Source organism: Enteroscipio rubneri, from assembly GCF_963929405.1.
GTDB classification, from domain to species: Bacteria; Actinomycetota; Coriobacteriia; order Coriobacteriales; family Eggerthellaceae; genus Enteroscipio; species Enteroscipio rubneri.
The window spans coordinates 641,856-662,288 of the sequence record NZ_CAWVIN010000003.1 but is presented as its reverse complement, the minus strand read 5'-3'; the positions used below and the strand labels follow the sequence as shown (position 1 = coordinate 662,288).

At 61.7% G+C, this 20,433-nt stretch carries 10 protein-coding genes; 5 read left to right on the top strand and 5 right to left on the bottom strand.

Going from position 1 to position 20,433, the window contains the following annotated elements; genetic code table 11:
- Positions 1-368 precede the first annotated feature (368 nt).
- Entirely contained in the window at positions 369-8,375 is an 8,007-nt protein-coding gene (locus ABGT83_RS09870; protein WP_346687332.1) for a Spy0128 family protein, read from the top strand.
- A gap of 1,108 nt (positions 8,376-9,483) precedes the next feature.
- On the opposite strand, the gene ABGT83_RS09865 is transcribed toward ABGT83_RS09870, so the two are convergent.
- The 5 genes from ABGT83_RS09865 to ABGT83_RS09845 form a co-directional block, all read right to left on the bottom strand.
- Positions 9,484-10,521 (bottom strand): helix-turn-helix domain-containing protein, encoded by a 1,038-nt coding sequence (locus tag ABGT83_RS09865; RefSeq protein ID WP_301154581.1) that lies wholly within the window; start codon positions 10,519-10,521, stop codon positions 9,484-9,486.
- Complete coding sequence (locus ABGT83_RS09860; RefSeq protein ID WP_346687329.1) at positions 10,518-12,134, bottom strand: ABC transporter ATP-binding protein; 1,617 nt, start codon at positions 12,132-12,134, stop codon at positions 10,518-10,520. The genes ABGT83_RS09865 and ABGT83_RS09860 overlap by 4 nt, the downstream gene beginning before the upstream one ends.
- Positions 12,131-12,868: an energy-coupling factor transporter transmembrane component T gene (locus ABGT83_RS09855; RefSeq protein WP_087192220.1), complete on the bottom strand. Its 738-nt coding sequence runs from the start codon at positions 12,866-12,868 to the stop codon at positions 12,131-12,133. Before ABGT83_RS09855 ends, ABGT83_RS09860 begins: the two co-directional genes overlap by 4 nt.
- Before the next feature lie 24 nt (positions 12,869-12,892).
- Positions 12,893-13,513, bottom strand: a complete 621-nt coding sequence (locus ABGT83_RS09850) for an MptD family putative ECF transporter S component (RefSeq protein ID WP_087192219.1) — start codon at positions 13,511-13,513, stop codon at positions 12,893-12,895.
- Positions 13,514-13,668: 155 nt separating this feature from the next.
- Positions 13,669-14,649, bottom strand: coding sequence for a helix-turn-helix domain-containing protein (locus ABGT83_RS09845; protein WP_346687326.1), 981 nt, complete (start codon positions 14,647-14,649; stop codon positions 13,669-13,671).
- Positions 14,650-14,823: 174 nt separating this feature from the next.
- On the opposite strand from ABGT83_RS09845, the gene ABGT83_RS09840 reads away from it, so the two are divergent.
- The 4 genes from ABGT83_RS09840 to ABGT83_RS09825 all read left to right on the top strand — a co-directional run bounded on the left by ABGT83_RS09840 (position 14,824) and on the right by ABGT83_RS09825 (position 20,427).
- Positions 14,824-16,629: an ABC transporter ATP-binding protein gene (locus ABGT83_RS09840; RefSeq protein ID WP_346687324.1), complete on the top strand. Its 1,806-nt coding sequence runs from the start codon at positions 14,824-14,826 to the stop codon at positions 16,627-16,629.
- A complete protein-coding gene (locus ABGT83_RS09835) occupies positions 16,630-18,363 on the top strand; it encodes an ABC transporter ATP-binding protein (protein WP_346687322.1) in 1,734 nt (577 codons plus the stop codon).
- Positions 18,351-18,782, top strand: coding sequence for a metal-dependent transcriptional regulator (locus tag ABGT83_RS09830; protein WP_301154587.1), 432 nt, complete (start codon positions 18,351-18,353; stop codon positions 18,780-18,782). The genes ABGT83_RS09835 and ABGT83_RS09830 overlap by 13 nt, the downstream gene beginning before the upstream one ends.
- A gap of 1,027 nt (positions 18,783-19,809) precedes the next feature.
- Positions 19,810-20,427 carry an MptD family putative ECF transporter S component gene (locus tag ABGT83_RS09825; RefSeq protein WP_346687321.1) on the top strand — a complete coding sequence of 206 codons (618 nt, stop codon included), beginning with the start codon at positions 19,810-19,812 and terminating at the stop codon, positions 20,425-20,427.
- The last annotated feature ends 6 nt before the right edge of the window (positions 20,428-20,433 follow it).

Here is a 20,433-nt window from a genome sequence, read left to right as displayed (position 1 = left end):
CCTATGCCTTCTCTTCCCTTGCTTACGTGCTGGGAGATAATAAATTGCGCAAGGCCGACGCGGATTCGGCGCGAAACTCGCGTGCTTCTCATACGGATATCGTAAAGATCCACCATGGCCTCGCTTGATCAATATGGAAAATTTTTGAATATTTCGCTTCTTCAAATGGGTGTTTTAATCAGGTTAACACTAGCCTTCATCCTGATGGGGGGGGGTATCAGAGAATATGAGCGCGCGTCTTTGCGTTGCGAGCGACATTTTACCTGCCATTCCCTTTATATAATTGCGACGAAGGCATACATGGCGTCGTGCAGCGCCGATGCCTGTTACCAAGCGATGGAACTGAATTGTGAGGAACGGAGCAGATTATGGTTGATGGGAGGATTGAGATAAGGCAGATGGGGGGGGGGCGCAGTTCTAGGCTAATCGCCTGTTTAGCCGCAATCGCCTTCGTCCTCTCGTTTGTGCCGGGTTTGGCATTCGCCGACAAGAGCGCTGTGGTGGCCGATCAATCCACGCTTGATACGTGGGTGGGCCACGTGCGAAACAGCACCGAGAACGTCGGTCGTATCTGGACCGACAAGACGGTTCAAACAGATGACATCACGCTGTCCGGCAGCACGTCAGGCAGCATCAAGGTGGACAAAGCCGACGGCGCCGACTTCCTCGTGGGCCTCTCGGCACTTTCCTCAACTTCCAACCTGACTTCCGTTTCCGGCAAGCCATTGGATATCGTGCTTGTTATGGACGAGTCCTATTCTATGCGCCAGACGGATTCCGAAGAGTCTTACGTTGAGGTTTATGCCGACAATTTGGATACGAGCAAGACCTACTATTATTACGACGGGGGCTTCTTTGGAGGAAGCTATGAAGAGCTTCAGTGGAACGCGCAGGAGAACGAGTGGGGTTACTACGGCGGTGTGCTGGGCGGTCGCTGGAACTCCGTAACCCCGAAGGCCTTCGTGGGCGACCGTCAAGGCACGCAGTTCTATGAGAAGATCGGTGGCTTGAGCCGCATCGAGGCTCTAAAGAACGCCGCCAACGACTTCATCGACTATGCCGTCGACGCGAACAAGGAGCTGTCTGGCGATCTTCAGCATCGCATCGCGCTTGTTACCTACGCTGACGAAGCGAGGATTGAAAAGCACCTTACCTACGCGAATCCTCAAAATGCCGCCGAGCTTCACAGTATTGTGAACGAAGTTAATTACGAAGATGGCGGCAACACATATTCCAACAAGGGCATGGAATCCGCTCGTCAGGCGCTTTCCGACGCGCGCGAGAATGCCCAGCAGGTTGTCATCTTCTTCACGGATGGCGAGCCTTCCAAGGCGAATCGTAACTGGGATGCCGACCTTGCCGCTGGAGCCATCAATACGGCGAATACCATGAAAGAATCCGGTGTTATCATTTACAGCGTCGGGATGGTCGAAGGTGCCGACCCTAGCGATACATCCCAAAACATCAACAAGTTCATGAACGCTGTTTCCAGCAATTATCCCAATGCTACGGCTACGTATAGTGGATGGCAGCAAGGTGGTTGGGGAGAAGAGAGCGGCTGGAACACTTTGAATGTTACATGGGGCGATAATCGCGTTGAAGGCGACTACTACAAGGCCGCAACTGACGCCGCATCGTTGAACCGCATCTTCCAGGAAATCTTCGACGAGCAGGCGACTGCCGCCGGTTCGCCCACTCAGGTTGATACCGAGGAGGGTTTCGCCGGGGCTAATGGCGGGTACATCACGTTCACCGACACGCTCGGCGACTACATGGAGGTCAAGGGCGATACGGCGACGGTCGTCTTCGCGAACCAGGAGTTCACGGGGCAGAAGTCCGGGGTGGCCGACGATGGCTCGTACACCTACACGTTCGAGAGCCAGGTGTCGGGCAATCCCGTCTACCCGAACGCGAACCTCTCGAACCTCATCATGAAGGTCACGCCGGGTGTAAACGGCAAGGGTGACACCGTGGAGGTGAAGATCCCCGCTCAGCTCATCCCGCTGCGCAACTACACGGTCAAGACGGAAAACGGCAGCACCACGTTCGAGACGGATGAGGCGTATCCCATCCGAGTGTTCTACAGCGTGGGCTTGCAGGATGGCGTGCAGGACAAGGTGAACAACCCCGATAACGCGATGAGCGCCTACATCGCCGCCAACAAGACCGAAGACGGCACCGTGGCCTTCTATTCCAACGACTGGAATCGCGACGCGAAAACCGCTGGCACTACCGCCACGTTCACGCCTGCGTCCACCAACAAGTTCTACTACTTCACCCAGGACACGCCGCTGTACACCGACGAAGGGTGCACGAAGCGTGCCACCCGGAATGATATCGAAGGTCGGCAGACCGAAACCGTGTACTACAAGAATGAGTTCTACACGCAGGACGGCACTGTCGGCACGGCGCAGACAGAGGCTATCGCCATCCCTGTGAGTGTGTTCCAGAGCCAGCATGCCAACAACTGGAGTGCCGATAGTGATGGCAATGCCTTCATGAAGGCGGGTGCTCCGCGTTTGAATCGCACGAACGATTTCATCGCTGAAAAGGATTCTAATATTACCGGCACTGCCGGGAGATTCATCTCGCCCAGCTGGAACGACGACCAAAGCGGCATCGTCGTCTCGCTCGGCAACAACGGCAAGGTGCCCGTCGAGCAGGGCGCCACGCTTGAAGTGAAGAAGAACATCACTGCGGCGGAAGGCTTCGATGCCTCCAGCTACACGGACACCGACTTCACGTTCGACATGGCGTTTGAGAACGTGCCCGATGGCGTGTACAAGGCCGAGGTGAAGCAGAACGGGGCTGTTGTGAGCGACCCGGGCTTCGCCGTAGACGTTTCGGACGGCAAAGCCGCGCATGCCATCAAGCCCAATCAGGTTCTCTACATTTACGGCTTGCCTGCGGGTGGCGCTTACAACGTAACCGAGCAGCCGGTTGCGGGCTTCACTCAGGTGGCCGACCAAACAACTGGTACCGTTGGCACGTTTGCGGCGGGCGAAATTGCCACGGCTCAGTTCGTCAACGAATACAAGGCCGCGGAAACCCAGCTGGCTGACGGCACCTTGAAGGTGCGGAAGGGCTTCACCGGCCGCGATTGGCGCGATGGTGACGAGTTCGCCTTCACCATTGGAACCACGGACAGCGCCCCGCTGCCCAACCCGGCAACGGTGACTGTCAGCAAGAACACCGCGGATCACACAGCCGCTTTCGGCGCCATCACGTACACCAAGCCCGGCGAATACCGCTACTCCATCACCGAGCAGCGCGGCAACCTGGTGGGCGTGAACTACTCCGCTGCGCAGTGGCGCGTGATTGTGCGCGTGGTCGATAACGGCGACGGCACCATGACGGCTACGCCCGAAGTCGAGAAGCTGACGGGCGACGATGGCATTGAACTGGTTGAGCCCGAGATCGCCGACGGCAACACCGCCGTGTTCAACAACGTCTACACCATCGATAGCGATGCCGTGCTGAACCTCGAAGGCACGAAGGGCTACACGGATAACTCCGTGGCCGAGGGCGGCCAGGGAGGCAACCCCATCGACCAGAACAAGTTCACCTTTCAGCTGAAAGCGAAGGGCGGTTACGTTACCGATGGCGGTTCCGACCAGAACCTGACCATCTCTGCGGCTGACGTGCCGATGCCCCTCGGTGCCGAAGGCACCACCATGCAGCAGGGCAACGTGGCCGACGCGTTCAACTTCCCCGATATCATCTTCGGCCCCGCATGCGTGGGCAACACCTACGTGTACGAAGTGGCCGAGGTCGCGGGCACCGAAGAGAGCATGAGCTACGATAAGACGGTCTACACCGTCAAGGTTGAAGTGACCGAAGAGACGGAGGGCGAGGGCGATGACGCCCACGCGCACATCACCGCCACCCCGACGTATTCCACGGCGGAGGGCGATGCCGACGCCATTGCGTTCGCCAACAGCTACACCCCCGATTCCGCCACGCTTTCCGGCGACACCGCCGTTGCGGGCACCAAGACCATGACCGGGCGCGACATGCTTGAGGGCGAAGAGTTCACCTTCCGGCTGACGCCGACGGGCAACACGGTTGCCGCCATCAACAACGGCACGGTGAGGGGTATCACCACCGACGGCCTGACCTCCACCGCCGCGAAGGGCGGCGAGGACGGCGTTGCCGTTGACTTCAACTTCGGCGACATCGCCTTCACCAAGGTGGGCACCTATACGTTCGCCATGAGCGAGAACGTGCCCGCCGAGGCTGACAAGGCCGGTGGTGTGAACTACGACACGCACGACTGCACCGTGACCGTGAACGTGACCCTGAACAAGGAAACGGGCGCGCTTGAGGCTGCTGTCGATTACGGCACCAATGTCGATGCCGCAGGCAACGCGTTTACGAACGTTTACACCGCTTCGATGAGCTATGGCAATGCCGGCGGCTTGGCCGTGGCGAAGACCACGCAGGGTCGTCCGATGTTCGCGGGCGAATTCGAGTTCACCATCGAGGGCGTTGCGTCCGACACGGTTTCCGCGGCCGATGCCAACGCCAAGCTGTCCGACAAGGACAAGCGCTTCACCAACGGCGATAGCGCAGAGGGTGCCGAGTGGAGCGCTGCCAAGCTGCTCGGCTTGACGTTCACCCAGTCCGATGCGGGCAAGACGTATTCCTACATCGTCGACGAGGTGCCGCCTGCGCAGCAGAAGCCCTCGCTGACCTACGACCAGAACACCTACCGCGTTGACATCGAGGTCGTGGACGACCTTGACGGCACCATGCACACCGTGACCAAGGTGCACCGAACCGCCAACGCCGAGGGCGAACTTGGCACGCCCGAACTTGTGGGCACCTACAACTCCGACGAGGGTCAGGCGGCCAAGGTTTCGTTCACCAACGTGTACGAGCCCACTCCCGCTGTGCTTGAGGGCGGCACGGCGCTGAGCGTGACCAAGAAGGTTGAGGGCGCCGACACCGATGCGCGGTTCGACTTCACGCTGAGGCTGACCTCGAACAACGCCGCCAACGTTGAGGGCTTGGACGAGAACGGCGAGATGACCGCCTCCACTAGCGGCACGCTGGCGGACGGCTCTTCCACGCCGATTTCCTTCGGCACGTTGACCTTCGTCGAGGCTGGCGAGTATACCTTTGAGGTGACGGAAAACCAGGGCGGCCAGGGTGTCGACGGCTGGACGTACGACGAAAGCACGTACACCATCACTGTGACCGTGAGCCCGCGGAACGCCCAGGACGAATATGACGGCGCGCTGCATGTGAACGCCGTTTCCGGCAACAACCCCACGTTCACCAACAGCTACAAGGCCGAACCCGTAATTGTGGGTGGCGACGACGCCACGCAGCATCTGAGCGTTGAGAAGACGGTTGAGGGCAAGGGCACCGAGGCCGACTTCAACTTCACGCTGAGCAAGGTGAACCCCGACGACGCCAAGTGGAACAACGTCGAGGCTGCCGAGGGCGCGGACAAGGCTTCCGTGACCGAGAACTTCGGCGCGGGCGATAAGAAGACCGCGAACTTCGGCATGTTCACCTTCAAGGCCAAGGGAATCTACCAGTTCCAGGTTGTTGAGGACGAGGCGCAGGGTGACGCGCCTGCGGGCTGGACGTACGACGCCGCGTCCAAGACCATCGCCGTTGAGGTGACGGACAACGGCAAGGGCCAGCTGGTGGCCACCATCGACGGCGTGGCTGCGTTCACGAACACCTACGACGCCGAGGCCGCCACGGGCGTGCCCGCCGGCTTCCAGCTCGCCAAAGTGTTCGAGGGCCGCGAATGGACCGACGACTATGCGTTCGAGTTCACGCTGACGCCCGTCGGCGACGCGCCGATGCCGACCGATGCCGAGGGCAATGCGGTGGATACCGTTGTCGTGAACGCTCCGACCGAGGATGACGGCAAGACCGCGAAGTTCGACTTCGGCGCGATCGAGTACGCGGCTGCGGGCACCTACGAGTACGAGGTCAACGAGGTTGCGGGCGGCAACGCGGGCATCGCGTACGCCACCAACACCGCCAAGGTGGAGGTTACCGTGACCGACCTCGGCGCCGGCAAGCTGGTTGCCAGCGCGACCGTGGCGGATGGCACCTTCGTCAACACGTACGACACGGGCGAAGTTGACTTCGACACGGTTGCGGGCGGCGGCTTGGAGATCGTGAAGAACCTCACCGGGCATGCCATCAAAGCCGGGCAGTTCGACTTCAGGATGGAAGGCCAGGACCAGGCTTCCATCGACAAGTTGGGCGGGAACAAGGAGTACACCACCGGCGATGCCGAGCTTGACGGCAACATTGCCACCGATGTCGTGCCCGTCTCCACCGGTCTGGTGTTCGAGAAGGCCGATGCGGGCAAGACGTACACCTACAAGGTGTCCGAGATCGACGACGGCGCGAAGGGCTACACCTACGATGACACCGTGTACGATTTGAGGTTCGCGGTGTCGGACGGCGGCGACGGCGCGCTAACCGTGGACGTGTACGTGAACGGCGAGCTTGCGGCCACGCATACCGGCGAAGCCGCCTCGCGCGCCGCAAGCGAACCGGTGCAGCTGGCGTTCGACAACGCTTACGAGGCCGATTCCGCAACGGTCGGCGGCGAGGGCGAGGCGCAGATCGTGGCCTCCAAGGAGCTGATCGGACGCCCGATGGCCGATGGCGAGTTCTCGTTCGTGGTGACGGACAAGAACGGTGCGGAGGTTGCGCGCGGCACCAATGCGGCCGATGGAACCGTGGCCTTCGATCCCATCGTCTACACAACGGAGAAGCTGAACTCCGATGCCGCAAGCGGCGCGGCCACGCGCACCGAGGGCGCTGACGGAGTTGCCGTGTACGCCTACCAGTACATCGTCGCCGAGGACGAGGCTTCGCTCGACGGCGGCGTGGCGGCTGTCGAGAAGAGCTTCAGCTTCGCGGTCGAGGTGACCGACGACGGCGAGGGCGCGCTGACCGCCAAGGTGAGCCAGCCCGAAATGGCTTTCGTGAACACCTATGGCGCTTCCGAGTCGGCTGCGATCTCCATCAAGGGAGCAAAGGCGCTGGATGCTGCCGACGGCTTGACCCCGCCGGACATCACGGGCAAATTCTCCTTCACCATGAAGGGCTCTGGCGGCGCGCCGATGCCCGAGGGATCCAGCGGCGATGCCAAGACCGTGGCAAACGACGCCTTCGGCAACGTGGACTTCGGCAAGATCGTGTACACGATGGAGAACGTGTTCGGCAGCGAGGCCGCGGCACCCGAGGAGCCGACGGTCGACGAGGCCACCGGCGAGGCTGCCGAGGTCGCCCCGATGGCGGCGCAGCGCACCAAGACCTTCGCCTACGAGATCACCGAGAGCGGCTCGGTAGCGGGCGTGGTCAACGATGCCGAGGTCAAGACCATCGAGGTGACGGTGACCGACAACGGCGACGGCACGCTGGACGTCGCGAAGAGCACGGCTGGCGAGGCGACCGACTTCACCTTCGTGAACACCTACTCGGTGCGGCCCACCGACCCGGTGTCGCCCACCGACCCGAGCGTCGAGGGTGCCGTGAAGGTGACCAAGCAGCTGACCGGCCGCGAGCTGGTCGAGGGCGAGTTCGCCTTCGAGCTGCGCGACGAGCGCGGCACGCTGGTTTCCGAGGGCGTGAACGACGCCGAGGGCAACGTGTCCCTGGGCGGCATCGCGTTCATGGCGCCGGGTACGTACAAGTTCGAGCTATCCGAGGTGGTTCCCGAGGGCGACCTCGAGGGCGTCACCTACGATGGCACGATCCACCCCCTGACCGCGACCGTCACCGATAACGGCGACGGCACGATGTCCGTGGCGTGGAGCGCCAGCAGCGAGGAGATCGTGTTCCGGAACTCCTACGTCGCCGCTCCCGCTTCGGTGACCTTGGGCGCCGCCAAGGTGCTCGAGGGCGCCGAGCTGGCCGACGGGCAGTTCACGTTCCAGATGCTCGACCGAGACGGCGAGGTGTTCCGCGAGGCGAGGAACGACGAGGGCGGCGCGGTGACGTTCCCGACCGTCGAGTTCACGCAGGCGGGCACCTACACCTACACGATCGTCGAGGTGGACGACGGCCAGGAGGGCGTGGCCTACGACGACGCGAGGCACGAGGTCGTGGTGACGGTGACCGACGACGGGGAGGGCCATCTGACCGCCTCGGTGGAGGGCGCCGAGGACATGGCGTTCTGCAATGCCTATGCCGCGCCGGTCGGTCCGGGACCGAAGCCCCTGCCGCCGGCAGGCGACGACGGCGGCGCGCTCGTGAGGACCGGCGACGCCGCCCCTGCGGCCGCGATCGCCGGAGCGGCCCTGGCGGCCGCGGCCCTGGGGGTCGCTGTGCTGGCGGCGGCGCGCCTGCGACGTGCGCGCCGGTTTGGCGGCGGCCGCGATGCGCTGGAGTAGGTAGGCGGGGGAGGTCGCCGCGGGCCTGTTCGACGAGGGTCCGAGCTGCAAGACGGCGGCCTCCCGCCTGGGTGCGAGCCGCGAGGCGGCGGGCGATCGCTTTGACCGCTTGGACGCGTGTCGATGACCAGGGCCATGCGCCGCCCCTCGCCGTGCGCAAGTCGCTTCGGGAGCCATCTCGCCATGGCCGATAAGGTCGGGCGAAGGCCACGGCGATATGCGATGCCCGCATGGGCTTCTGAGCTCCGCAGCGGCGTCCGCCGCCGTTGTCGCCGTTTTCCCAATAGGGCTTGTAATCGCTGATTCGCAAGGTCGTTTTGCAATTTTGTACTGTAACTGCTCTTGAAGCGCTCGGTTTTACCATTTTAAGCCAATTTATTACTCCTCATTTTTGATCTAGGATTTTATGATTTCGATCCCTTAAGAATAGGGGGTGATTACAGAGCGTTTTTCTGCATCATGCAAACTTGTAGGAATAATATCAGGTGGTTTGCAAAGCACCTATGGGTAAGCATAGTTAAACATCGTCTAACAGTACTTAAAGTAAACTCCCCCCGAAAATCGATGTTTTCGGGGAAATCGTTAGGAACTCATCATTCTTAAAATCGCCAGTGGTTTGTTTACTATTGCGTACTAAAATAATCGCAGATCAGAAGGCTTTACTTGTTCAGATAATTATTTTCACCCGATAAAAGAAAAGTGTTCCGCTTTTGCAATTTCGCTCTCGTTTTATCCGCTGTTGCTTTCCATTGTTGGTTGTATCCCGCTAGCTCCTTCGGGAGAAAACTCATTTCAAGCTCAGCTGTTTTGCGCATCGCCATTGCATGAGTTTTCGACTTGTGTTTTAGTGAAAGATGACTTTGTTGCGTGACCTGCTTAAATATCTTATTCCTGATATGACAACACCTCTCGTCTGGCTAGGGTTTTCCCAAAGATGCATTGAAGAAGGCGGCACACTTGCCAGCGTCGATCATCCGAGTGTCATTCCTGAGGAAACTCAAAAGGAATGCTTCTGCTGTTCAAGGCATTTCCTTCAATATTCCTGTGTAAACTCGCGATACTTTTGGGGTGATTCGACTTGGATTGAGAGCTGTGAACTGTCGAGCCTTTAATGTTTAGGCCCGGACGCGCAAGTTCGACAGAGTTTGCGCTTCATGTTCAACTCGCGTGACTGAAAAGAATTTGTTAGATGCATGTTACCTGAGCGGTTTGCGGTTCGGTACCCCGAAGGCGAGTACTTGAAGGTCGCTGCGAAAGCGGCGGAGAACTTGCTTGGGTTGCGATATCCCACTGAAAGTGCGACGGTTGAGATGCTCTTTTCGGTTGTTTCAAGTAGCTGGGCAGCACGTTCCATGCGGCATTGGCGGCGGAATGCCATCGGCGTGACCCCGAACGTTTTCGTAAACTTTTCCTTGAAGGCGGATATGCCCATGCATGACGCTTTCGCCGCATCTGCCACTGTGACGTCATGCTCGAGATTCGATCCGAGAAGCCACATGCCCCGTTCAAGAGAGTCGATCGTGCTTCTTCGCTGGTAGTCTTCTGTCCGCGGGGCAAGACGAGGGGTCGCGTTGACAAGGGCAATGAGTTCGAGCGTTTTGAGGCGTAGCCGCATCAGGGGTTCTCGTTCGTCGATGTCCCAAAACGATTCGAGGAGGGCCTTCATCGAGGGGTCGGGCGCATAGACTTTGCAGCCGCTCGACCCTGCGAGTTGTTGTGCGAGGACGTCGAAGTCGAGACTGGTTGCAGATAGGGAGCGGGAGAGGGTTTTCGCTCCCTCTGACCGGCTGATCCTGATGGTGAGCCCCGTGTACAGCGGCGCGGGAAATTCCATAGAGCGCTTTCTCACCCGCTCGTCGTGCACGGCAAGCTCGCCTTCTCCGAGACGGATGCCGTCGTCAAGCTGGAATCGACCGTGCAAGCACCAGTCGATCTGGAGCTCGAGCGGCTCGACATCATCCCATGTCGCGGTGCCCTGGGGAATGCTGTTGAACGCCAGGGACACGCCGTCGAACAGTTCGAACGCGTCGATGACGCCCGCCGTGCCGTCGTCCATGCGCAGGTGGTATCGAACAGAGGCCCCATCCGCTCTGATGGCGCGCAGCTTGTCGGCGTTTCTCCTTGCGAGTATATCGAACACCGTCATGGATTCACCCCTTTTGTCGCGAGGAAGGACGTCGGGGTGTCCGCCGGATTGGCGAGCCCCCTTTTTTCTTCTGCATGGTGTTTCGAGCAGAAGAAGGATGCTAACCGGTTGATGCCGTCCTCTTCGAGCGGGTAGACCTCCGTGATGCATCCCCCATCCATTACGGCGACGTGCGTGCAGCACGATAGCGCGAATTCCGGATCGTGCGTGATAACGACCTGCGTGATGCCGTGTTCGCACAAACGGCGAATGCCCTCGGCGACCTGTTGCATGTGGAAGAGGTCGAGTCCGCTCGTCGGCTCGTCATAAACGACGAGCCGACGGTTGGTGGCAAGCGCCTGGGCGATGGCGACGCGCTGACGCTGCCCGCCCGAGAGCGACAGGGGGTGATCCTCGGCGAAAGCGTCGAGGTCGAGGTCGCGCAGGATGCCGAGGCCGCGCCGCTGCCGATCGGGACCCTCCATACCGAGCGTCACCTCGTCGAGCACGCTTTCCGAGAAGAGCTGGTGACTTGCATCCTGCATGACCATGAAGCATTTGCGTCTGCGGGCGCGTTTTCCCAAACGATCTCCTCTCAAAATTACGGTTCCGTCGCATCGGTTGAGACCGCATACTGCTTCGGCGAACGTCGATTTGCCTGCGCCGCAAGAGCCGACCAGAGCCGTGACGCTCTCGGCGGGAAGCTCGAGGCTGTCGACCTTGAGGATCCTCTCGAAGGCTCCGTTCTTCCGGCAGCGCGCCGTCAGGCCCTCGAAGCGTACCGTTTCTTTCTCGGCCGCCGCCCTTTGCGTTTCAGCCTTTGCCGAGGCGTTGTAGCGACCGTTGCCGTGGAAGATGCCGTCGACGCTTCGCGCGCGCAGTCCGAGCTGCATGCGCTCGGAGTCATCGAGTCGCGCGAACTCGTCGGCCGTCCATCGGCGCGCGAGGCGGCCGTCATCGAGGTAAAGCACGTGATCCGCGATTCCCTCGAGGTAATGGATTCGGTGCTCCGCCACGAGCACGGCGACCCCTTCGGCCTTCCAGCGTGCAATAGCCGAGCGAAGCTGCGCGATCGCCTCGAAGTCGAGGTTGGAGGACGGTTCGTCCAGCACGACGAGCGCGGGAGATACCGCCGCGGCGCTCGCGCACGCCACGCGCTGCTTCTGACCACCCGAAAGAGAGAAGAGGCTCTCGTCGATCAGGGGCGCAAGGTCGAACTCCCTTGCCGCAGCGTCCACGCGTCGGTCGATGTCGGAGGGTTCGAACCCCAGATTCTCGCACCCGAAAGCGACCTCCCCTCGGACGTCGACGTTGTAGAACTGGGTTTTGGGGTTCTGAAAGACGCTGCCGACGTACCGCGCGGTCTCCCATAGTTCCTCGCGCGCAACGTCGATGCCGCACACGCTCACGGTGCCGGTTTCCGTCCCTTCGTAGAAATGCGGGGCGAGGCCGTTCGCGATGCGTGTGACGGTGGTCTTGCCGCAGCCGGACGGCCCGCACAGCAAGGCCACCTCGCCTCTTCCCAGCGACAAGGAGATCCCCTCGACGCCTGCCCCGTAGCGCCCTCCAGCATAGGAGAACGAAACATCGTCCATGGAAAGGACGGGGGATTCGGTTTTCGATTCCCTGCTCATGCGATCGCCTCCGGGAAAAAGAGACTTAAGGCGAGGGTTGCCGTTGCGACAAGCGATGCGGCGATAACCGCGGCATCGACCGGCGTGAACCCGATGCTGCCGGTGTTCGTCCTCGGCCAGGGCGCGCCGAGCCCTCGGGCCAGAGCGGCCGCAGATAGGTCCTCGCCGATGGAGACGGCGCAGCTCATGAGCGGGACGAGGCAGTTCTCCGCATAAGCGATCCCGCGGGAGATCGGGGTGATGCCGCGCATCCGCATGGCGGCGTTGACAGCCCGCGCCTCCTGCCCGAGCGTGGGAAAGAACCTGAACAGCACCGATAGTGGAACAGTGATCCAGTCGGGCATGCGCATGCGCGCCATGGCCGCCATGAACTCGGACACCGTCGTCGTGGCGAACACGAAATACGCGAGCGCGAGCGTGGGCACGAAGCGGGAGACCACTGTTGCCGTTGCCACGATGATCGCGTTCGTGAAGCCTTCAAGCGCGGGTGCGGCAAACGCGGCAAGCGCGCAGGTCCCGAGATACGCCGCGAGCATGAGCCCCGCCGCGCGCACGCGCCCCGATATCGCGAGCAGCCCGAACGGAAACAGCAGCATCGCCGTGCGCACGGCGAACATCGCCCCTCCGTTCCCTCCGAGCAGGAGCACCGTCGAAACCGCGAACAGCATCACAATCTTCGTGCGCGGGTCGAGCCGTACCGTCCGCTCTCCCGCCTTTGACCGAAGCAGCTCCATTGTCCAAGACCCTCTCGCGATGCCCTATGCGATGCCCGCGCGCTTGAAATGCTTCTTCAGGATGGCGCGCCCTATGAAGCCGCCGACGACCCCCGTGACGAAGCACGCTGCGAGCAGGACCGGATAGAGCTCCGGTTGCAGGTAGGTCATGAGTTCGTCCACGTAGGCGTCGCCGTATTGGGCGCGGACGGTGGGGAGGTACGTGTTGGCGGTGAGGAGGAAGGGGAGGAAGTTGCCGATGATCCAGCAACTGAATATGCCGTGAGACAGGATGGCGCGCGATGCCGACGCATAGCCGCCTGATTTCCAGACGAGGTCGGCGATGAGCCCGAAAACGAGACCCGTCGCGATGGAGAAGTACCCCATGCCGGTGATGAACATGATGATGCCGATGAGCAGGCCGAGTATCGTGATCATTCCGAACTTACGGGCGCGCGTGAGGAAAAGCATGTACGGGATGCCCGCGAAGAGCGGAACGATTCCGCAGATCGCCGCCATGAGGATGGGGATGAACCCCAGGCACGCCACGGCAAACACGACGACGAAGTAGATCGCCGTGAAGATGCCTATGTTGATGAAGTCTTTTCCTGCGAGCCTCCCTCCCGTTTTCGGTGCGGAGGCGGATGCGTTTCCGGTGATCTTCATGTGCGAATCCTTTCCCGTGCGGATCTTTGGCCGCCGTGCCCTGCATAAAGTTAGCCTTATGAAACAACAATCCATTTTGTCGGATACGCATAGAGCTGCAACTCTGGGCAGCCGCGCATGCTCTAAAACGCCGCGTTCTCTACAAGAAAAATTGATTAGTTTTCCAGGCGCTCGGAGCTGCGGCGCTGCCACTGGGATGGCGGGCATCCGAACGTTCGGCGAAAGGCCTCGTCGAACGCCGAGACGCGTGCGTATCCCACCGCGCGCGCCACGTTCGCCACGCTCGCCTTCCCGGAGCTAAGAAGGCCGCAGGCCGCCTTCATGCGCTCCGCCCGTAGGGTTTCCGCCACGCCTGCCCCGCGTACGTTCTTGAATGCGCCATAGAGCCGCGATCGGCTCACGTAGAGCTCGTCCGCGATCGCTTTTGCGGTGAGCCCCTCGGAAAACCGCGTTGCGATGATCTTTTCCGCGCGTTCCACGAGCGCGCGATCCCCGCGCATCGTTTCGTCGTCGGCGTCAGGGTCGGGCTGGGCGGAAAGGGCGATAACCGCTTCGAGCGCCTTCGCGTGGAAGTACGGCGCGGCTCCGGGCAGCGACGCCCGCTCGGGGGTGAACGATCTCAGGATGAAGCGCATCTCGGCGGGAGGGTTCGCGGCGACGCCCGCGCGGATCGCCGCTTCGACGTCCCTGAAATCGTCGGGGAACCTCTTTCTCATGCCGTCGAAGTAGCCAGGCGTGTAGGTGATGCTCGTCGACTCGTAGAGAACTCCCTCCTGCAAAAGGCAGCGCGTCGTTCCGCCCGCCTGCGAGAACGCTGCGAGGTTCTCGCGCTCTGCGGGTGCTTCGGCGGGCACGTTCGGCATCGATTGGAGCGTTGCGCGCGATCCGGAGAAGATGCAGGAGAAGTCCGTCGGGCGCTCCTCGAGGACGAACGGTTTCTTGAGCCGCAGCGAGTGCATGCTGACAAGGCAGTCCTCGCCGAGTGCCGCCGTCCAGAGGAACCCCTCGCCGAGCGATTCCGGAAGCGTCGCGTACAGACCGCAGCGAACGCGCTCCATCCTGAGGGAGAACTGCTCTATCTGCGGCTCGACGAACGTCCGCAAATGCTGCGGGAGATTCGATTGCGGTGCGCCCATGCTTTTGCTCCTGTGTTTCGTGCCTGTCCCGATTAGTTTCGAGGATGTCTTCTGTTTCCGGGTTTGGAAGAGAGGACCCGTCCATAATGATATGTTTACCACAACTAACTATCAAGTGCGTCGACGGTCTTGGATTCAGACGTCGGCGCGCAGGGTCAAGATTGGAGGTTTCGTATGGACGGAAAGGGAGGGCCGTCCCGCAAGCAGGGCGCCGTCGGGCGGCTGCTCGACTTCGCCGGGCCGCGCAAGGCGCTCACGTACCTGGGTTGCGCGCTCTCGGCGGCATCGATGATCGTGGGCTTCGGCCCGTATGTCTGCATCTGGCTCGTGGCGCGCGACCTCATCGCGGTCGCGCCGGATTGGAGCGCTGCGACGAGCATCGCCGCCTACGGATGGTGGGCGCTCGGCTTCTCGGTCGCGTCCATCCTGCTGTACTTCGCAGGGCTCATGTGCACGCACCTGGCGGCGTTTCGCTGCGCGTCCAACATGCGCAAAAGGGCGGTCGAGCATCTGATGCGCACGTCGCTGGGGTACTTCGACACGCATGCCTCCGGCGCGCTGCGGCGCGTGGTGGACGGGTGCGCAGCGGAGACGGAGGGGCTGCTCGCCCACAAGCTGCCGGACACCGCAGGATCCGTGGCCATGATAGCCGGCATGCTCGTGCTGTTCTTCGCGTTCGATTGGAGGCTCGGGCTCGCGTGCCTCGTGCCCGTCGTCCTTTCGCTCTGCTGCATGTTCTACATGATGGGCGGGCGCGGCATGGACTTCATGACGAAGTACATGGAATCGCTCGTCAAGATGAACAAGACGGGCACCGAGTACGTGCGTGGAATCCCCGTGGTGAAGGTGTTCCAGCAGACGGTCCACTCGTTCAAGGCGTTCCACGACGCCATCCAGGACTTCACGCGGCTCGCGCAGGACTACGCGGTCAAGTGGTGCCGCACCCCGCAGTCGCTGTCGCTGACCGTCATCAACGGCGTGGCGGCGTTCCTCGTGCCCGTGGCGATCCTTCTCGCGCCGGGCGAGGGCGATTTCGGAATGTTTGCGGCAAACTTCGCGTTCTACGCCATCTTCTCGGCGGTCGTCCCCACGGCCATGACGCGCGTGATGTTCATGTCCGAGGCGTTCCAATCGGCGGCCGACGCCGTGTCTCGCGTCGAGGGGGTGCTGTCGGCTCCCGTGATCGAGGCGCCGTCGAGCCCGCAGGCGCCCAAGGGCAACTCGATCGCGTTCGAGGACGTGAGCTTCACTTACAAAGGTGCGGAAGAGCCTGCGCTCAGCCATGTGAGCTTCGAGGTGCCTGCAGGCTCCACGGTGGCGCTCGTGGGGCCTTCCGGCGGCGGCAAGACCACGGCGGCAAGCCTCGTGCCGCGCTTCTGGGATGTGGACGAGGGCCGCGTGCTCGTCGGCGGCGTGGACGTGCGCGGCATGGACCCCCACGACCTCATGGACCGCGTGGCGTTCGTGTTCCAGGCCAACCGCCTGTTCAAGCAGAGCATCTTCGAGAACGTGCGCGCGGCGCGCCCCGACGCGTCGCGCGAAGAGGTGCGGGCGGCGCTGCACGCAGCGCAGTGCGACGACATCATTGCGAAGCTTCCCCGGGGAATGGACAGCGTCTATGGCGCGCAAGGCGCCTACCTCTCCGGCGGCGAGGTGCAGCGCCTCATGCTCGCGCGCGCCATCTTGAAGGACGCCGACGTGGTGGTGCTCGACGAGGCGACGGCGTTCGCCGATCCCGAGAACGAGGCCAGGATCCAGAAGGCGTTCTCGGAGCTCGCGCGCGGGCGCACGGTGCTCATGGTCGCGCACCGTCTCTCGACCGTGCGCAACGCCGACAAGATAGTGGTGCTCGACGCGGGGCGCGTGGCCGAACAGGGGACGCATGACGAGCTCCTGGCAGCCGGGGGTCTGTACGCCCGCATGTGGGCCGACTACGAGCAGGCGGTCAGCTGGAAGATCTCGTCCGAGGAGGTGGCCTAGATGTCCATCAAAGAGAAGTACGGGCTTACCGACGAGGGCGTTCGCAACGTCAAGCTGGGGGCCCTGTGGACCGCCGTGTCCAACATCGCGGTGTTCGCGGGCGTGGGGATCCTGTTCCTCGCGATGGGGGCGTTCGCCGACCATCTGACGTCGGGAGCGCCGCTGCCCGACATCGCCCCGTACGCCCTGGGGCTCGCCGCGTTCGTCGTCGCCCTGTTCGTCACCGAGTATCTCGCCTACTACTACCAGTACGGCGTGATCTACAAGGAAAGCGGTCGCCAGCGCATCGGGCTGGCGGAGCGCCTGCGCAAGCTGCCGCTGTCGTTCTTCGGCAGGCGTGATCTGGCCGACCTCACCGAGACGATCATGGGCGACGTGAAGACCATCGAGCACGCCTACAGCCACGTGCTCCCCGAGCTCTACGGCGCCTACATCATGCTGGGCGTTGCGGCAGTCGGGCTGATAGCCTTCGACTGGAGGCTTGCCATCGCGGCGCTGTGGAGCGCGCCGGTGGCGCTCGCGCTGCTGTTCGCGTCGCGCCGGTTCCTTTCGCCTCTCATGCGCGCCACGCGTATGAAGAACCTTGCTGTGTCTGACGATATCCAAGAGGCGCTCGAATGCGTGCGCGAGGTGCGCGCGACCAACCAGGAGGAGCGCTACCTGGACGGCATTCGCGCGCACATCGACGAGGCGGAGGCCCAGACCGTGAAAGGCGAGCTTGCCACGGGCATCTGCGTGAACGGCGCGCAGATCGTGCTGCGGCTGGGGATCGCCACCACCGTGCTGGCAGGGGCGGCCTTCGTCCTCGAGGGGACGTGCGGCTTCATGACGCTGTTCTGCTTCCTTTTGGTGGTGTCTCGCATCTACGCGCCGTTCGACCAGTGTCTCATGCTCATCGCCGAGCTGTTTGCGGCGAAGACGGCGAGCGCGCGCATGAGGAGCTTCTACGACGAGCCGCTTGCGAACGGCGGAGAAACGTACGCGCCGCAAGGTCACGACGTCGTGTTCGACGACGTGTCGTTCTCCTACGGGGACGGCGAGCGGGTCCTCTCGCACGTGGGCTTCACCGCACGCGAAGGGGAGGTCACGGCGCTCGTGGGACCGTCCGGCTCCGGCAAGTCGACGTGCGCCCGCCTGGCGGCGCGCCTGTGGGACGCGACGTCTGGGCGCGTGAGCGTGGGCGGCGTAGACGTGGCGACGGTGGACCCCGAGGTGCTGCTGCGCGATTTCTCGGTGGTGTTCCAGGACGTCTTGCTGTTCGACGACACCGTGATGGGCAACATCCGCCTGGGAAGGCGCGATGCCACCGACGAGGAAGTGCTCGCTGCGGCTCGGGCCGCCAACTGCGATGGGTTCGTCTCGCGTATGCCGCAGGGCTACGAAACGATGATCGGGGAGAATGGGGCGCGGCTTTCCGGCGGCGAGCGTCAACGCATCTCGATCGCGCGGGCGCTGCTCAAAGGTGCGCCTATAGTCTTGCTCGACGAGGCGACCGCATCGCTTGATGTGGAGAACGAGACGGAGGTGCAGCAGGCGCTCTCGCGGCTGCTTGCCGGCAAGACCGTCATCGTGATCGCTCATCGCATGCGCACGGTGGCGAATGCCGACAAGGTGGTGGTGCTCGAATCCGGAAGGGTCGCCGAACAAGGCGCTCCCGCCTGCCTTATGGAACAGGGCGGTCTGTTTGCCCGCATGGTGCGTCTGCAGCAGGAGAGCTCTCAATGGGCGCTGTAGGAAATCGTCGGAACCTCGACGAGAGTTCCGCCCGCCCCTTTATCCGCAAGTCGTACGAGGACTACCTCGAGGCCATCCTCGTCATTCGCACCGAGCGCGGCTCATGCCGCAACGTCGACGTGGCGGAGTTTTTGGGCGTTACCAAGCCAAGCGTCACCAAGGCGCTTGCCAACCTGACGTGCGAGGGTCTTGTGAGCGTCGTCGGCTACGATGTAAAGCTCACTTCCGGAGGGCGCCGTCTTGCCGAGGAGACGCTCGCCAAGCATCGCTTCTTCGAGGGGATGCTCCTCGACGCCGGGGTGGACGCGGAGGTCGCGTCGGAAGAGGCCTGCCGCATGGAGCACTGCATCTCGGGGGACTCCTTCCGTCGCCTGGCGGATCACCTCGGGGGTTGGCGGGAAGGGGGACGAGACGTATGAAGTGGGCGCCTGCCGGTCCGAACAAGGCGCACTGACCTTACCGGCGTATGTCGCCCTCATCTGCCCGGAGGTTCCGCGTCGGGCGGGAAAACGACAACGGCCGGCGGCGATGGCGGCCGTTGTCGCAGTTCAGGAAACAACGCTAACATCTGGCCTCGAAACGAGATTAATCCCTTCCGTCTCGAATTTACTGAAGAGTACGGGAAGTTTTTCTGCGGTCGACTGGTCAACCACCCCGACGCTCTCTTTATATTTGCTGGCAATTGAGTGGATATGCAAATTGATTTTTATGTTCTCATTCAGCATTGTGCAGCTCCAAGCAAATCAAGTCGAAGTGGCAATCGGGCAAGCCGTTTGATGCGGCCTTTAGCTTTTCCCTCAAAGCGATCTTGCCAATTATCGGAATATATCAAGCATAGCCGATTCATGGAAAACGATTCGGGTACCGTGCCAATCGTCTAGCGGTTTGGTTGAAAAATTCTATCATTAAGGGCCGATGACGCAAGACTTCCTCCTTCTCGTTACAGAACATAGATTGTGGCTTCAACAGCGAATAAGCGCGAATCTCCTTAGCGTCTCGCGGGAGCGCTCGGCACCGCTGCCTCTGATAGAAGATTTGAGCTTGCCCCATCTCGATAGCGCGCACGGTTTTGAGATTCCTTGTCCTTGCGCACTCCCCTCTCTCGAACCGGGGAGTGCTCGACATATCCTGCGTTGACAGCAAGGCTGAAGCAAATGAACGGCCTACGCAGATATGAATTTCGCTCTCCATCTAGGCGGGATTTCTCGCGAAAGATGTATTTCGGCTGCTCAAAGGACGCCTCTCGTTACCCCTGTTTAAATCCGCTTGTCTTCTGGGGTGGACGGCGGACAGCTTGGAGGCATGAGTCGCCGAGACGCATATTATGGACCCGAAGGGCAACCTCCTGTCCAAATGGAACAATTCTGGCTATTTGGGCTAGGAGTTCATCAGCAGCTATCGGATACTTCGCGAATGAGTTAACATAGGCTAACAAAGGAGTGAAAGATGGGTAGCGCCGATTCTTCCAAACCGAACTCACGTGTCCTCAAGGGCCGCGACCTGATAACAGTAGGCATTTTCACTGCGCTGTATTTCGCGGTGAACTTCGCGTGCATGCTCTTGTCAGGCCTCCATCCGTATCTGTGGGTGTTCATGCCCGCCCTCGACGGCTTGCTTGCGGCGATCCCGTTCATGCTGGCGTGCGCCAAGGTTCCCAAGTTCGGCACCGTGCTCATCATGGGGATGGTTCCGTCCTTGGTCTACTTCATTACCGGAATGTTCACGCCGCTCATCCTCGGGATGATGATCTGCGCCTGCCTCGTCGCCGAGGCGATTCGCGCAGCCACCAAGTACCGCAGCTTCGCCGGCAACGCCGTCGCGTACGCCGTGTTCGGGTTCGGCATGTGCGGCAGCCCTCTGCCGCTTTGGGTGTTCCATGACTCATTCGTCGCCCAGATCTCCTCGCAGGGAATGGGGGCCGCTTATCTTGCGACGCTCGAGACCGCTGCCAATCCGACCATGCTCGTCGCGATGTTCGTCGTCACGTTCCTTGCAGGGCTCGTCGGTGCCTACATCGCGAAGGGGATGTTCAAGAAGCATTTCGAGAAAGCGGGCCTCGTGTAATGGGAC